Here is a 15,551-nt window from a genome sequence, read left to right on the forward strand (position 1 = left end):
AGCACAGTGACACGCACGGGCGACACAGCCCTCCAAAAACGCTGAATCTTCCGCCAGTATCCGGTCATTGCGCCGCCTGTACGAGCGTCAGTGACCGGTCGTCTCTGCCCGAGCGCGGCCTTTTGCAACCGGCCCATGTCGCCCCGTTGCAGCGCTTCGCCCCTCGAAACCTGAACGATTGCTTCCTGGGCCGCCCTGTCATTCCTGAAGGCGAAGCGCACGTAACATCAATGTAATGTGAGCGTCAGCGTGCATCAACCTTCGCTGTACAGAATAAGGGTACTCACTCCCGTTTCCACGCGGTGGTGAGATCGAAGGCTTCCGTCACGGCGGCGTGAAGCTGACCAAAACCAGGTTCGGGAGGTAATTCACCTTCAAGGCCGTTAGATATGTAGCGCTGATCTTGAGTCGCTGGCCGGCTGAGGGTGGGCGATCGAAGGTGCGCCCCGGATCGCGCGCCCCTTGATGATCGGCCCGCTGGCCGTTCTACGACGCGCCGGACAACTTCGACGTGCAAAGGTTCGTCAACCCAGCGAAGGCGCCATTCGAACGTCCGTATGAAGACGCGGCCCAACGGCCGTCGATGACCGGTCACTGCCCGAGGCGGTCGATAGAAGTCGACCCCGAAGCAGACATCGCTCGCGGCTAAATGCAGGCACAGTAGGAAGGTTCTCGAAAAAGCAAAAGACGCGCAGATTGACCTGCGCGCTTCGATCCATTGCAACTACAGAATGCTCACGGCCTAAAGCAAGAACGACAACAGTGGCCTGCAGCATTCGACACCGGTGATTTACGAACCGAAGTAAATCGGCTTCATCCCATGGTTTGCATCCGGACGAATTGAGCCTTGGATTTTGTGCCCCAAGCGAGAAACATCGTTACGGAGCGAATGCAGATGTTGATGGGTTCCCGACAGAGAATTGACCGGCGGAGCCGCTTCATTCGATTGAGCGAAAGACGATACAGCCGGAATAGCGAGAGCGGCGGCCACAACCAGTGATTGAACAAGTTTCATGATCCTTACCTCCAAGACTTGATTTTCCGCAAACACCCGTTTGCGTTTCAGTGCTTTCAGTCTAGGCCGGAGGCGGCTTGTGATTAAGCTCTTGTAGAACAATTGACAGTTGCCGGAATAGGTACAAACCCTTGGTGATTCAAGGGCTGCCTGTCGGCGAAGTCCGGTTGCGCCGCGCCGCTGCTCTGTCCAAACATCGTCCTAAGCGCTCCTCGTATAGTCAAACTCATCGGAGCGGAGAATTGTTTGCAGGTATCCAGATCGTCGAGGTCGCTTCGGAAAATTGCTCCGGGCCACCTTTCGGTGGCCAGATACCATCGGCGTACGACTTGGCGCGAATCGCAATGCGCTCGTCCAGACTCTCCCAAGGCCAGATATGAGTGATGCGTGGCGCGCCATCGAGCGCGTACATGTTGACCGTTAAGCGCGAGCGCTTCGAACGTTCGGGCATTGCGGATTCCCATGCTTTCATCGTCGGCACGAGTCCACCCGGCCGCAACCAGTAAGTCCGAAACTCATAGTATTTGCCGAAGGCCCCCGGCTCTACCGGGGGAAGAAAAGGAAAGGCGGCGTAGCTTTCCATCTCGATTGCGCACTCGCTCGTGGCTGCCCCGAAAGGGTCGTCGTGATGCAGCGCGCGCCTTCTCTCACGTGCGAGTTCCTCCGCGTCTTCGAATCTTCGCAGCATGCGCACGCTTCCGAGCGTTCCGTTTTCCGAGGTCCAGGTGCCAAGCCAACGGCCGAGCGCTACACGCTGATGGAGGTATGTCTGCGCGTTCGCAATGACCTGAGGCACTTTGAGGATGTGAGACGAAAGGGTAGTCAGTTCATACAGCACGTCATTCTCCAGAGTGATCCGAATCTTCGCGGGGTACCTGTCTGCGAACTAGATTAGACTCATCCGCTGCCGCAGCGGTATTCCCTGTTCGTTCACAGCCTCTGGGAAAAAATTCACCATGTTCGACTGGCAAGATCTGCGCTACTTTCATGAGCTCGCGCGCGCCGGGTCGCTCTCCAAGGCAGCGACTGAGCTGTCGGTTGAACACGCAACGGTCGGGCGTCGCATTGCGTCACTGGAGGCGACACTTGGATTGAAGCTCGTTCATCGGCTACCCCGAAGCATTCGGTTGACCGAAGATGGACTGGTCGTCGCCGACTTTGCCGCCACGATCTCCGAAAGCGCACAGGCCATCGAGTCGTTTGCGCTACGGGCGAAGTCGGCATTGTCTGGCGTGGTGCGGATAAGCGTTCCGCCCACAGTCGGCAACTTTTGCGTCGCGCAGTACATGCAGACATTTCACGAGGCGCATCCGTCTTTAAAGATTGTCATGGCGAACACGCCAGACATCGCAGCACTCGACCGGGGCATCGCGGATATAGCGATTCGCATGGTGAAGCCAGAAGAGCCGAGCCTTTTGACGCGCCGGATCGGCATGATTCGCTTTGGCTTGTATGCGAGCCGTGCCTATGCGAGCCGGCCCGCCGCGCAGTGGTCATTCATAGCTTACGATGCGTCGCTGAATCACGTGAAGCATCAAACATGGCTGCGACGATTCGTGGATGGCAGGCCGATCGTTTTCGAAACAAGCGATGTGATCGCCCAGCAGATGGCCGCACGCAACGGTGTTGGCGTCGCGGTTTTGCCAACGGTGCTCGGCGAACGTGACGCTGAACTCGTCAGGCTCGACGTCGAAGGCGGGCCTCCGGAAACAGCACTGTGGCTGGTAACCTACCCCGACCTGCGACGCGCGCGAGCTATCAAGGCTGTCATGGCGTTCCTCGTGGATTGCATCGACCGCGAACCACTGCTGAAGTCGGCGTGAATGAGGTTGAGGTTCTGGAGTCGGAAAACAGAACACGGCCACCTATGCGCATTGACGGGAGAGCGCCATACGGAACTGTCGCGTCGCCAATCACAACGAGCGAATGACGCACAGCCGCGAAGCGTGCAACAGTACTAGCGAATGGATTGCAGCGGGTCTGCCGCGTTCGGCTCTCGCGGATACGCCGCCAGGCACAAGTCGAGCACCTCAGCGCGCAGCCACCGATGGGCCGGATCCCGGTCGAGGCGCGGATGCCAGATCGCCGAGACGTCGAAAGCGGGTGTCAGCACAGGCAGTTCGAAGCCCTGAAGCCCGTTTGCGGCGGCATGATCAGGCGTGAACGGGTTGCCGAGGCAGGAATGCGGAATGACGGCGAGCAGGTCCGAGTGGCGGGCTAGTTGCATGGCACTCGTATAGGACGGCACCACCATCACCACCTTCCGGCGCAGGCCCGGTGCCTCCAAGGCCGCGTCCACCGGGCTGACTCCATCTTTGATACGCGAGGTCGCCACATGGCCGCACGTAGTCCAGTGCTCCGCACTGATGCCGGTGCCGCTCATGTTGGGATGGCCGAGTCGGCACACGCCCACGTATCGGTCGCGAAAGAGCAGGCGTGTACGGATCTCGGGGGCCGTGGTCCTGACAGTGCCGATCTCGAGATCAACCGTGCCTTCGCGTAGTGGCTGCGCGTCCCAGTCAGGCTTGGGCGTGAAGCAAAGCCGCACGCCAGGCGCTGTGCGGTGGATCCTCTTCATCAAGGGTGCGCCGAGCAGATCGATGAAGCCTTCCCCCGCTCGCAGCGTGAAGCTTTGCTCCAGGGTGGCGACTTCGAATGTATGGTCGGCGGGGCTCAGTAAAGCCTGCGCTTCGCGGGCCAGGCCGGGAAGACGCTGGCTCAACTGCTCCGCGTAAGGTGTGAGCACCAGCGTGCGGCCGGCCTGCAGCAGCAGGCGGTCGCCCGTGGCCGCACGCAGACGCGTGAGCGTGCGACTCATGGCGGAGACGCTCAGGTTCAGTCGCCGCGCCGCGCCCGTAATGCTGCGCTCGGTCAGCAGCGCATCCAGCGCGGTCAGGAGGTTGAGGTCGACGCGTGACATCCCTCCAGCATAGCCGAAGCTGGTCAGGTATGGCGTTTGACGCAATCGTGGATTGTAGGCGGAGCGTCTGGTGCAAAGGTGGAGCGATCCCCCAGAATTCACTGCATCACCCGACGAAGAAGGAAAGCTCATGCCCCAAGCACGCAACCCGGCTCACAGTCCCACGATTCTGCTCATCGGCGCCTCGCGCGGCCTTGGCCATGCGATGGCGGCCGAGTTTCTGAAGAAGGAATGGAACATCATGGGCACCGTCCGCGCCGGCAGCGGCCGGACCCTGCTGCACGCCCTGGCCGATGCGCATCCGGACAGGGTCGAGATCGAGACGCTGGACATCACCCGGCCGGATGAGATCGACGCCCTGCACTCGCGCTTGTCCGACCGGACGTTCGACATTCTGTTCGTCAACGCCGGCACGACCAATCCGGATCCAACCGAAACCATCGGCGAGGTATCGACCGGGGATTTCGTCAACCTCATGGTTGCCAATGCACTCAGCCCGATGCGGGTGGTGGAGCGCCTTGCCGATCTTGTCCCGCCCACCGGACTGATCGGGGTCATGTCGTCCGGGCAAGGCAGCATCGCGGACAACGAGTCCGGTCAGCGAGAGGTCTATCGCGGCAGCAAGGCGGCGCTGAATCAGTTCATGCGCTGCTTTGCTGCGCGCCAGGCTCGAACGCCCCGCGCCATGCTGCTAATGGCACCGGGCTGGGTGCGCACCGACCTGGGTGGACCGGAGGGAAGACTGTCGATCGAGGAAAGCGTGCCCGGGGTCGTCAATGTACTGCTGGCCAAGCAGGGCCGTCCCGGCCTGGAATATCTCGATTATCGCGGCCGCACCGTCCGGTGGTGACGGAGATACGCCGGTATACTCAGCCAAACCCTGATCGAGCGGACCGCCGCGACCTAGCAGCGCCGTGACGGCACGGAAAGCCGTTTGGATGCCTACCGATTCGTCGGCACCGCCGCCAGCCCCGCCAGCAAGGCCCTGTGAAACGCCTTCGGGTCCTGCATCTGCGGCGCGTGCCCCAACTCCGCGAATTCGACTAGCGTCGCGTGCGGAATCGCCTTCGCTGCCGCTTTACCCAGTTCCGGATAATGGCCGATCTTCGCCCGCACCTCGGGTGGCGCCGCGTCCTTGCCGATCGCGGTGGTGTCCTTCTGGCCGATCAGCAACAGCGTCGGCATGCTCAATTGTCCCAACTCGTACACCACCGGCTGCGTGCAAATCATGTCGTACAGCAGCGCGGAATTCCACGCCACGATCTGTTTGCCAGGACCGCGGTACATGCCCGCCAGCATCTGCACCCACGGCTCGTAATCCGCGCGCCATTGCCCCGCGTAATAGGTGGCCTGCTCGTAGCGACGAATGCCGTCGGCGGTCGTCTTCAGTTCGCGCTCATACCATTGGTCCACGGAGAGCGAGGGCACGCCCTTCGCCTTCCAGTCCTCCAGACCGATGGGATTGACCAGTACCAGTTGCTGCGTCTCGTGCGGATACATCAGCGCGTAGCGGATCGCCAGCATGCCGCCCGTGGAGTGGCCGATGACGGTCGCGTCGGTCACGCCGAGCGATTGCAGCAGCGCGTGCGTATTGCGCGCGAGCTGTTGAAAGCTGTACTGATAGTGCTCGGGCTTGCTCGATTTGCAAAAGCCGATCTGGTCCGGCGCGATGACGCGATAACCCGCGTCGCTCAGTTGATGAATGGTCGCCTCCCACGTGGCTGCGCAGAAATTCTTGCCGTGCAGCAACACCGCTGTGCGGCCGTTCGGATGCGCCGGTTTGATGTCCATGTAGGCCATGTGCAGCGCCACCCCTTGCGAGGTGAAGTCGTACTGGCCGACGGGCGCCGGGTAGTCGAAGCCCTGCAGCTCGGGGCCGTAAGCCGGCCCGGCATCGCCGCCGGTGCTGCCGGCATTAGTGGCGTTGGTGGCGTTATTGGCGTTAGCGGTGACCACAGCGGCCGCACTGGCCTGACTGTCCGTGGTCTGCGCGGTGGCGGCGTTCGCCGGCGTGGCGTCAGAAGCAGCGAAAACGGCGGACGCGCAGGCGCAAGCTAGCGTGCAAACGCCTACGGTGGCGAGCAAGGAAAGGCGGCGAAAACTCATCGAGGTTTTTTTACAAAGGAAAAGCAACGGGGAGCCTGCGAGGCAGGCGCACGGCGAGGCCAGCGCCCCAACCAGCGGCCGGGAGCGGACGATTCTACGACGCCCCGCCCGACCCTGCCGCCGCCAGCGCAAGCTCATGCCGCCTCGGGCGGGCGTGGCACGCATATTGCGGCGGCTCACCTTGCGCTCTATGTGTCGTGGCGCACGGATCGCCGGGATGCAAGGGGCGATCGTGCGCAAGGTGGGCGCGTGAGCGGCGTCGGCACAATTCAGACTATTCGCCCACGGCAAATCAGTGCTAGAACTAGCAGACGGGCCCGCGAAGACGGAGCCGCCTGGCAGCACGAATGATCGGGGGAGCAAGCGACCCAAGCATCCGGGGCATACTAACCAGCAATCATCTTGCATGGGACCGGAGCAGGTGCTTTAGCTGTCGACCAGCGTTCGCGCGCAAGCGCGCTACCCGGGTCTCCTGCAAAGCGCCAAGCCCGGTCGACAAAGGAGACAGACATGGATACTCCGGCACGGCTGAACGATCTGCAGCGCACCACCCTCGCCATCGTCCTCGCGGGCGGACGGGGCACGCGGCTCGGCCCGCTTACCAACAAACGCGTCAAGCCGGCCGTGCACTTCGGCGGCAAGTACCGGATCATCGACTTCGCCCTCTCCAACTGCCTGAACTCCGGCATTCGGCGCATCGCGGTCGTCACGCAGTACAAGGCGCACTCGCTGTTGCGCCATCTGCAGCGCGGCTGGAGCTTTCTGCGCGGCGAATTCGGCGAGTTCATCGACCTGTGGCCCGCGCAACAACGGGTGGAAGGCGCGCACTGGTATCGCGGCACCGCGGACGCGGTGTTCCAGAACCTCGACATCATCCGTTCGATCCGGCCAAAATACGTGGTGGTGCTGGCGGGCGACCACATCTACAAGATGGACTACACGCGCATGATCGCCGACCACGCGGAGAGCGGCGCGGATTGCACGGTCGGCTGCATCGAGGTGCCGCGCATGGACGCCGTGGCGTTCGGCGTGATGCACGTCGACGAAAACCGCCGGGTGACCGGCTTCGTGGAAAAGCCCGCCGACCCGCCGGCCATTCCGGGCCGTCCGGACACGGCGCTCGCCAGCATGGGCATCTACGTGTTCAGCGCGGATTACCTGTATTCGCTGCTCGAAGAGAACATTTCCTCCATCGACACCGATCACGACTTCGGCAAGGACATCCTGCCGCGCGTGGTCACGCAAGGCACGGCGATCGCGCATCCGTTCAGCATGTCGTGCGTGTCGTCGGACCCGAACGTGGAACCGTACTGGCGCGACGTCGGCACGATCGACGCCTACTGGGCCGCCAATCTCGACCTCGCCTCCACCATCCCGACACTCGATCTCTACGATCGCACCTGGCCGATCTGGACTTACCAGGAGCAGTTGCCGCCCGCCAAGTTCGTGCGCGACCTGAAAGGGCTGCAAGGCTCGGGCAACAATCTGATCGTGTGCGGCGGCTGTGTGATCTCGGGCTCGCAGATTTCGCGCTCGGTGCTCTCGTCGAATGTGAAAGTGAGTTCATTCTGTAACATCAATGAGGCAGTCTTGTTGCCGCAAGTCACCGTCGGCGCGAGTTGCCGATTGCAGAAAGTGGTGATAGACCGCGGCTGCGCCATACCGGACGGCACGGTGATCGGCGAAGATCCGGTAAGCGACGCCGAGCGCTTTTACCGAACCGACGACGGCGTCGTGCTGGTCACGCCGGAAGCGTTACGGCAGACGGTGAAGTAAGGCCGGTGCCGGTGTCAGACTCAACCCGCATTCACACAGGATAGAGACGGAGCCTATGACGATTCGCGCCCTGCACGTCGCAAGCGAGCTGTATCCCCTCCTCAAAACGGGCGGTCTCGCCGACGTCGCGGGCGCGTTGCCGCCCGCGCTGATCGAGCGCGGCGCGGACGTGCGGGTGCTGTTGCCCGGCTTCCCGGCAGTGCTCGCCGGTTTGGCCGATCTCGCGCCGGTCGCGCAACTGGGCCGCCGGTTCGACGCACCGGGCGTCACGCTCGAGCGGGGCACGCTGGCGTCGAACGGCCTGGTCGTCTACGTGATCCGCGCGGACACGCTGTACGACCGTCCCGGCAATCCCTATCTCAATGACGAGCACGTGCCCTACGGCGACAACGCCCAGCGTTTCGCGCTGCTCGGCTGGGTCGCCGCGCAGCTCGCCCAGCAGTTGGACCCCACGTGGTCACCGCAGATCGTCCACGCGCACGACTGGCATGCGGGGCTCGCACCCGCCTATCTGAAAGCGGCGGAGCGCCAGCACGGCCGATCTTTCGCGCGCAGCGTCTTCACGGTGCACAACCTCGCCTATCAAGGCGTGTTTCCCGCTCATCAGTTCGGTCAATTAGGGCTGCCCGCCGATTACTTCAGCATGCACGGCGTGGAGTTTTACGGGCAACTGTCGTTTCTCAAGGCAGGCCTCTACTACAGCGACCGCATCACCACGGTCAGCCCGACCTACGCGCGCGAAATCCAGACGCTCGCCCAGGGCGGCGGACTGGACGCGCTGCTGCGCCATCGCTCGCACGATCTGAGCGGCATTCTGAACGGCGTCGACTACTCAGTCTGGAATCCCGCCAGCGACGCGCTGCTCGAAAACCACTACAACGCCACGCGCCTCGCCGGCAAACTAACGTGCAAGGAGGCGCTGCAAAAGCGCTTCGGCCTTGCGCAGAAAAGCGACGCATTGCTGTTCGGCGTGGTGAGCCGCCTGACCGAACAGAAAGGCCTCGATCTGCTGCTCGAGGCAGTGCCTGAAATTATCCGGCACGGCGGGCAACTGGTCGTCTTCGGCACCGGCGACCCGGCGTTGGAAAACGGCTTGAAGCGGGCCGCGCAGGCGCATCCGGAATCGGTGGCGGTGGAACTGGGATTCGACGAGACGCTCGCGCACACCATCGTCGCGGGCAGCGACGTGATCGCGGTGCCGTCGCGCTTCGAGCCTTGCGGGCTGACCCAGCTGTATGCGCTGGCTTATGGCTCGCTGCCGCTCGTGCATTGCGTAGGCGGCCTGGCGGACACGGTGGTGGACGCATCCCTCGAAAATCTCGCCGACGACCTCGCCACCGGCTTCGTGTTCGAACGCTTCGAGCTGAAGGGGATCGGCGCCGCGATCCGCCGCGCGTTCGCCCTGTATGGACGCCGCACCGAATGGAAAGCGACGCAGCGGCGCGCAATGCGCCAGGACTTCGGCTGGGGCGCCTCGGCGGAGCGCTATCTGGCGCTGTATCGTGAGCTCGTGTGAGGTTGGCTTGAGGTCGGCTTGAGGTCGGCTTGAGGTTCGCTCACGGCCGCCCTCGCCGCCCGCACGTTTGATGGTTCGACGCAACAACACGGGGACGGATCGACTCGCGCGCGGCAAACTCATGTATTGTTGCCTGACGATGCACAGTGTGCCGATTTCCCGCATCATCTGAAGCAGTCCTGCCGCATGAGGCGTCCCGCACCCGACGGATCGCCACCGCGGCGCAACCTTCCCGTTTTCTTTGATCGCGCCTATCCGTTCGCGCGGGCCATACCATGACGAAAAACGTTCTGAGCATCCAGTCACATGTCGTCTTCGGACACGCCGGCAACAGCGCGGCTGTGTTTCCGATGCGTCGGCTCGGGGTCAATGTCTGGCCGCTCAACACCGTACAGTTTTCCAACCACACGCAATACGGACATTGGACCGGTGGCGCGATCGACGCCTCGGAAATGGAGGATCTGGTCGACGGCATCGGCGCGATCGGCATGCTGCCGCGCTGCGACGCCGTGCTGTCCGGCTATCTGGGCACGCCCGAGCAGGCCCAGTCGGTGCTGGAAATCGTCAAGTCCGTGAAGGCCGCCAATCCTCGCGCGTGGTACTTCTGCGATCCGGTGATGGGTGCCGCGAGCGGCTGCAAGGTCGAGCCGGGCATCCAGGAGTTTCTCGTGCGCACCATGCCCGAGTTCGCCGACGCGATGGCGCCGAACCACACCGAACTGCAACGTCTGGTGGGCCGCGAGATCGAGACGCTGGAAGAAGCCGTCACCGCATGCCGCGAGATCATCGCTCGCGGGCCGAAGCTGATCCTGGTCAAACACCTGCTCGATCGCAACAGCCTCGCCGACCGCTTCAACATGCTGGTCGTCACTGAACGCGAAGCGTGGATGGGTCAGCGCCCGCTCTATCCGTTCGCACGGCAGCCGGTGGGCGTGGGCGATCTGACGAGCGCGGTGTTCGTCGCGCGTACGCTGCTCGGCGATTCGATCCGCGCCGCCTTCGAGCACACGCTCGCCGCCGTGAATGCGGTGGTGAAGGCGACCTGGCAGGCCGGGCGTTACGAACTCGAACTGGTGGCCGCGCAGAACGAAATCGCGCAGCCGCGCGAGTGGTTCGATGCGTGGGTGGCGGAGACGGCGTAAGTAGCGTGAGTCACCCGTTTGACGTGTCGTGCGCGGAACGCGACGCGGCTCGTTGGGCTCGGCCTCGGCCACCCGTCCTATAATGCGTGCCGCGTGGACGAGGTACCTGCCCGCCCGCGCCGCATTTTCAGGCATCCGGCATTCAGCAGACGAGGCATCGATGGACGGTTATATCCGCAGCGAGCGGGAAGAATATTTTGAGCAGTTGTGCATCAGCGTCGACGCTGACGAAGCACACGAACAGGAAGCGATCGAGTTCTTCGAGAATCAGTTCGACCAGGCCGACTTCGATCCCGCGCAATGGCTCGACATTGCGCTCTACTATTCGCCGGCCGTGGCGCGTGGCATCGTCGATATGGTCACGGCGGACGACAAGGCGCGTAGCAACATCGCCGAAGTGATCGCCGACAATCTCGACATCTCCTACGGCGAAGACGAATGCCAGCAATTCGCCGAGACCATCGAATTCGCGCTGAACAACGGCGTGCCGGTGGACCTCGACCTCGTGCTCGACGGTTGCCAGCGCGCAATCGACGATCTCGACACATGGGCCGACGACGACACCAAGGCGCCGCTTCTGCGTCTGCGTGAAGAGTTGTTGCGCCAGCAGGGCGAGCATTGAGCGTCCCGCTTTAGTTCGCAAGACACACTCTCCGCGGCGCATGCCTGCGGGTTCATTCCCGCCGCTGCGCCGTGGACACCCGGCCGGCGCATTCGCGCCGGTCTCTTAAGCATGTGCCGCAATCCGCACTCTCGCGACGGCATCCACACGCTATCAGCGAATGCGCTGTGCCCGCTGTGCCGAAATGCTCATTCAAAACGCCTTGAACTGCCAAGACGACAGTAAATTGGCTTTCTATATTCGGGCCAGATTGACGGACGGATGAACGCGACTGTGCGCCGGCAAAAGGAATGGGTTCGGGAAGCCCCCTAAGGGACTTCCTTCAGGCGCCTCGAAGGGAGCGTCCTCTGGCGTATTCCACTATTGTTTATGGCGCCGGATCATCCGTAGTCTCTCGATGCGCGCCGTGAGATGACCACGCTCGCGCGTCGATCCAGCGTTACTGCCTTGCCGCTTTCACAACCTGAAACTGTCGATGGAAGGAGAGACCATGAGTCTTCGCAACACGCTGAAACCGCTCGCCCTGTTAGTTGGCGCTATCTTCGCCGTCGCGCCGCCGGCCACGTTCGCCGACGATCTGCCGGTGAAGATCGGTTTTGCCGCGCCGCTGACGGGCGCCAACGCCGGCTACGGCAAGGACCTGGAGAACGGCGTCCGGCTCGCGATCGAGGAAGCCAACGCGCAGAAGATCAAGATCGGCGACAAGGTCGCGCAATTCCAGATCGTCTCCCAAGACGACCAGGCCGACCCGCGCATCGGCGTGCAGGCCGCCCAGAAACTGGTCGACTCGGGCGTTTCCGTCGTGGTGGGCCACTTCAACTCCGGCACGACAATTCCGGCCTCGCAGATCTACGAGCAGTCCGGCATTCCGGTGATCGACCCGGCTGCCACGAATCCGGTCATCACGGGACGCGGCTTCGCGAACACCTTCATGGTGATTTCCACCGACGCGCAAAACGCCGGCAACGCGGGCGTGTATGCCGTGGAAGTAACCAAGGCCAAACGCATCGCGATCATCGACGACCGGACCGCGTTCGGCCAGGGCGAGGCCGACGAGTTCGAGAAAGCAGTGAAAGCGCACGGCGGCAGCATTGTCGCGCGTGAGTACACCGACAATAAAGCGGTCGATTTCAGCACGCAGATCACCAAGCTCAAATCGACCAACGCCGATCTGATTTTCTTCGGCGGACTGGACACGCAGGCCGCCGGCTTTGCGAAGCGCATGAAGCAGCTGAACATGACCGCGCAGTTGGTGGGCGGCGGCGGCGTGATGGATCAGGACTTCATCAAGCTCGCCGGCGATTCGGCTGAAGGCGTGATGGCCTGGGAATACGGACGCCCCCTCGCGCAACTGCCAGGCGGCAAGGATTTCTCGGCGAAGTTCAAGAAGCGTTTCGGTGTGGATATCCTGTCCTACGCACCGTTTGGCTATGACGGCGCATGGGCCGCGATCAAGGCCATGCAGCAGGCCAAATCCAGCTCGCCGAACGACTACCGGCCCGTGCTGAAGGCGATCGATTTCGAAGGCGTGACAGGCAAGATTTCCTTCGATGGCACTGGCGCGCTGAAGAGCGGCGCGTCGACGCTGTACCAGGTCAAGAGTGGGGCCTGGGTGCCGATCGTAACGAAGAGCGGAAGCTAAGACAGGTTCCGGCACGGGTTCCAGGGCGGTGTCCCGCTTTTTGCGTCCGCTTTTTCCCCCGTGCCGGCGCCATCGCTACCGGTTCTTCGAATCGGCAACCTTGACCACCAGGCCGGCATCGAGATCCCGCTCGATTTTCACCAGGTCGTCGTGCATTTCGGCGAATTCATTGGCAGAACACATCTGATGTCCAAAGGCGGCGCGCAGGTGCCGCCTGACCTGCAAGAGGCGCGACACGGGATCGAAAACGTAGCTGGATGAAAACGTCAGAAACCGGTCTTGCACCGCTGTGTCCGCCGGCAAATCCGTCACTCGCACGAAGCGCGGCAGCGTCATTTCCAGCGTCTCGTCGAACTCTCCGCCAATGCACGCCCACGGCTGAGTCCTCGCAGGCTCCGCAAGCCACGCCTGCACCTGCGAACCCATGCCGCCCGCGAAACTCGTCAACGCCGGTATTGCCGTCGTGCCCTCGGTCCAGACGAAGTGCTCCACTTTCCCTTGCATCGATGTCGCAAACGGTCCCGTCGTCGTAGTGAGATCCGCCGTGCGCAATTGCGCGGTGCCGTGCAAACCCGTCTGCAATAAACGGTTCGCGGCGATCTGCTGCGTGCGTTGCCGCGTCGCGCGACGAAACGTGTTGCGTTCGATCTCTGCCGTGAAACCCGTGTCTTCCACGCGGTAAGCGTAGTGCGCCGCCCCGCTTTCATCGACGTCGATCTGCACGCGCGCATTGCGTTCGCGCAATTGAGTGGCCGGCGTGCGAGACAGGACGCCCTCGCCCACCAGCAACACCGGCCTGTCCATCACGCTCGGCGGCAGATAACCGAATGCCGTGCCGCCGGCTGTCGTATCCGCGAACAACGACAACTCAGGAATCCAGATAATCGCGTGATTGATCGCGCTTGCGCCGTAGCCGGGCACGTCCGGCAAACTGTAGTACGGCCCGAGATTGAGGAGCACCGCTTCGCTGCGGATGCCGAGCGCGGCCAGCAACGCGCCATAGAGCGCGACATGATCCTTGCAATCGCCATAGCGATTGCGCAGGATATCGATCGCCTTGTGCGGGATCGCCGCCGTCTCGCCGAGAAACAAGGCCACGTAGCGGATATTCAGGCGCATCCAGTCGTACAGTAACTGCGCCTTCACGCGTGGGTCGGCGGTGCCGGCGCTCAGCGCTTGCGCGAGGCGGACAATCGCCGGGTCGCTCATCGTCGCGTCGACCGCGGGCCCGCGATATCGCGCGGCAAAACTCGCGAAGTCCGGCACCGTCGATACCATCAACCGGTCGCCCCAGTTGGCGTAGCCCACCGCGCCCGCTTCGAGCGGCGCATACGGCCCGTGTTGATAGTCGAACTCGTAGCGCGTACGGCCATTTTCCGTGACCGGCGGCACGGCAACGTAGCCGCGCGCGTCGGCATAAAGCGGCACGTCGGCGGGCAGGTCGAAAATCAGGCGTTGCAGTTCGATGGGGTCGCGAGTCGGCTCTACCAGGTACGCGAAGGTGCCCACCTGCAACGGCTTCGTGCGGGTCTTACGAAACGCCAGATGCACGCGCGAGCCAGGTTCCACGCCCGGGAAGATCACCGTGCGCAACACGCCGTCCTCGAAACTCGGCGCGCCGGCGGAGCGTGGCTCCTGCACGTCGCGGATCGCCTCGGGACCGACCGGATGCGCGACGCCGCCCGCGTCGATGGTCTCGGCGGCCAGCAACTGCACCTGCTCGATGTCCTTGTTGAACCACACGTAGCGTTGCGCGATATCGTCGACGCCGCTCGTCGTGTTGGCGCGCAAGACCGTGTCGTCGTGCTCCTCGACGGAGCCGTCTTTCTGGATCGTGAAGAGATGAACGTCGCGCTCGATCGTGGAGGGTGCGCGATCGTCGCCGGATGCGGTGGACGCGCTATCGTCGGCGAACGCGATGGACAGCAGACACACACCCAGCGCCAACCCGAAGGCCAGCCTGAGAAAGTACGCCATGCTGGCGACGTTGCTACGCCACCTCCTCGCGCGCAGCATCACTCCGTTTCGCCGAGTTGCCCGAGTAAAGCCTGCAACCGCTCCACGTGCCTGAGCAGAAGATGGCGATGTTTTTCTATCTGCTCCAGCCGTCCCGCGAGATCGGCCTGAATCGGATCGTCGAGATCGGCGGCGGCGATCACGTCTTCCACCTTGGCGCGCATCGACGCCAGTTCCACCGGCGCATGGCTCAGATGCCGCTCGAAACGCCGCACTTCCTGAATCGCCACGTCGCGCACTTTGCGAAAGTGCGCCTGACGCCGATGCGTTTCGGCGTCGAGAATTTCTTCTTCGACACGTTTGGCCGGTCCCGGCTGGCCGAAAATCGGCTCGGGCGGCCGCAGCACCGTCTTCTTTCGCACGGGATGCGCCGTGCCGCGAAACCGCGCGAGCGGCTGTTCGTTATCGATCGCCTCGCGCGCGTTGGACGGTATGTCATGCTCGGTGTGCGGTGCGTTCATCCAGCCAGCCGGCAATCCGGTGACCGCTTCGATCCCGCGCACGAATTCCTCGCTGAATTCGCGCTGACCGGACAACATCAGCTTCAGATAGCTCGCGGAAAAGGTCATCATGCGCGCGAGGCGCGACGCCGCACCGACCTCGCGGGTCAACAGCACCAGGTTCGCTCGCCAGACCGGGAGCAGCAATTCGTCGGAATCTTCCATCGCTGGGTCTTCCATTTTTTTGCCCGATGTGAAGATCACGCGCTTAGGCGCGTCATCGTTTTGAAAGGGTAGCCGCTTCAAGCCATGACGCGCAATCCCGGCATCACATCGCATGCGCGTCGATCTGTCGT

Annotated in this window: 13 protein-coding genes and 1 pseudogene; 8 read left to right on the top strand and 6 right to left on the bottom strand. The window is 62.9% G+C overall.

From position 1 onward, the window contains the following. Window positions 1–790: 790 nt before the first annotated feature. Both P0D68_RS13860 and P0D68_RS13865 read right to left on the bottom strand, forming a co-directional pair. On the bottom strand, window positions 791–1,015 hold the full coding sequence (locus tag P0D68_RS13860; RefSeq protein ID WP_408186202.1) for a hypothetical protein: 225 nt from the start codon (window positions 1,013–1,015) through the stop codon (window positions 791–793). A 226-nt stretch (window positions 1,016–1,241) separates the two neighbouring features. Continuing rightward, on the bottom strand, window positions 1,242–1,853 hold the full coding sequence (locus tag P0D68_RS13865) for an NIPSNAP family protein (RefSeq protein ID WP_091795067.1): 612 nt from the start codon (window positions 1,851–1,853) through the stop codon (window positions 1,242–1,244). Window positions 1,854–1,971: 118 nt separating this feature from the next. Between P0D68_RS13865 and P0D68_RS13870 the strand changes: the two are divergent. After that, window positions 1,972–2,145: pseudogene (locus P0D68_RS13870) on the top strand (helix-turn-helix domain-containing protein); the annotation flags it as partial. Window positions 2,146–2,247: 102 nt separating this feature from the next. Continuing rightward, window positions 2,248–2,838, top strand: a complete 591-nt coding sequence (locus tag P0D68_RS13875) for a LysR family transcriptional regulator (RefSeq protein ID WP_408468605.1) — start codon at window positions 2,248–2,250, stop codon at window positions 2,836–2,838. 134 nt (window positions 2,839–2,972) lie between these two features. On the opposite strand, the gene P0D68_RS13880 is transcribed toward P0D68_RS13875, so the two are convergent. Then, a complete protein-coding gene (locus P0D68_RS13880) occupies window positions 2,973–3,935 on the bottom strand; it encodes a LysR family transcriptional regulator (protein WP_408296938.1) in 963 nt (320 codons plus the stop codon). Between the two features lie 130 nt (window positions 3,936–4,065). On the opposite strand from P0D68_RS13880, the gene P0D68_RS13885 reads away from it, so the two are divergent. After that, window positions 4,066–4,785 (top strand): SDR family NAD(P)-dependent oxidoreductase, encoded by a 720-nt coding sequence (locus tag P0D68_RS13885; protein ID WP_408296936.1) that lies wholly within the window; start codon window positions 4,066–4,068, stop codon window positions 4,783–4,785. Window positions 4,786–4,877: 92 nt separating this feature from the next. Here P0D68_RS13885 and P0D68_RS13890 read toward each other — a convergent pair whose 3' ends face one another. Next, entirely contained in the window at window positions 4,878–6,041 is a 1,164-nt protein-coding gene (locus P0D68_RS13890; protein WP_408296934.1) for an alpha/beta fold hydrolase, read from the bottom strand. A gap of 510 nt (window positions 6,042–6,551) precedes the next feature. Here P0D68_RS13890 and glgC point away from each other — a divergent pair. The 5 genes from glgC to P0D68_RS13915 all read left to right on the top strand — a co-directional run bounded on the left by glgC (window position 6,552) and on the right by P0D68_RS13915 (window position 12,739). Continuing rightward, window positions 6,552–7,817 (top strand): glucose-1-phosphate adenylyltransferase, encoded by a 1,266-nt coding sequence (glgC, locus tag P0D68_RS13895; RefSeq protein ID WP_091795080.1) that lies wholly within the window; start codon window positions 6,552–6,554, stop codon window positions 7,815–7,817. A 55-nt stretch (window positions 7,818–7,872) separates the two neighbouring features. Next, complete coding sequence (glgA, locus tag P0D68_RS13900) at window positions 7,873–9,333, top strand: glycogen synthase GlgA (RefSeq protein WP_408296932.1); 1,461 nt, start codon at window positions 7,873–7,875, stop codon at window positions 9,331–9,333. Window positions 9,334–9,608: 275 nt separating this feature from the next. Next, complete coding sequence (gene pdxY / locus P0D68_RS13905; protein ID WP_091795086.1) at window positions 9,609–10,475, top strand: pyridoxal kinase PdxY; 867 nt, start codon at window positions 9,609–9,611, stop codon at window positions 10,473–10,475. Window positions 10,476–10,635: 160 nt separating this feature from the next. Continuing rightward, window positions 10,636–11,097 (top strand): hypothetical protein, encoded by a 462-nt coding sequence (locus P0D68_RS13910; protein WP_091795089.1) that lies wholly within the window; start codon window positions 10,636–10,638, stop codon window positions 11,095–11,097. 490 nt (window positions 11,098–11,587) lie between these two features. Beyond that, window positions 11,588–12,739 carry a branched-chain amino acid ABC transporter substrate-binding protein gene (locus P0D68_RS13915; RefSeq protein ID WP_091795092.1) on the top strand — a complete coding sequence of 384 codons (1,152 nt, stop codon included), beginning with the start codon at window positions 11,588–11,590 and terminating at the stop codon, window positions 12,737–12,739. A gap of 75 nt (window positions 12,740–12,814) precedes the next feature. Here the strand turns inward: P0D68_RS13915 and P0D68_RS13920 are convergent, their stop codons facing one another. Continuing rightward, window positions 12,815–14,716 (bottom strand): DUF3857 domain-containing transglutaminase family protein, encoded by a 1,902-nt coding sequence (locus tag P0D68_RS13920; RefSeq protein ID WP_408296929.1) that lies wholly within the window; start codon window positions 14,714–14,716, stop codon window positions 12,815–12,817. A gap of 38 nt (window positions 14,717–14,754) precedes the next feature. Then, window positions 14,755–15,420: a hypothetical protein gene (locus P0D68_RS13925; RefSeq protein WP_091795098.1), complete on the bottom strand. Its 666-nt coding sequence runs from the start codon at window positions 15,418–15,420 to the stop codon at window positions 14,755–14,757. Window positions 15,421–15,551: the final 131 nt, after the last annotated feature.

It is taken from the genome of Paraburkholderia sp. RL17-380-BIE-A (assembly GCF_046028085.1).
Taxonomy (GTDB): domain Bacteria; phylum Pseudomonadota; class Gammaproteobacteria; order Burkholderiales; family Burkholderiaceae; genus Paraburkholderia.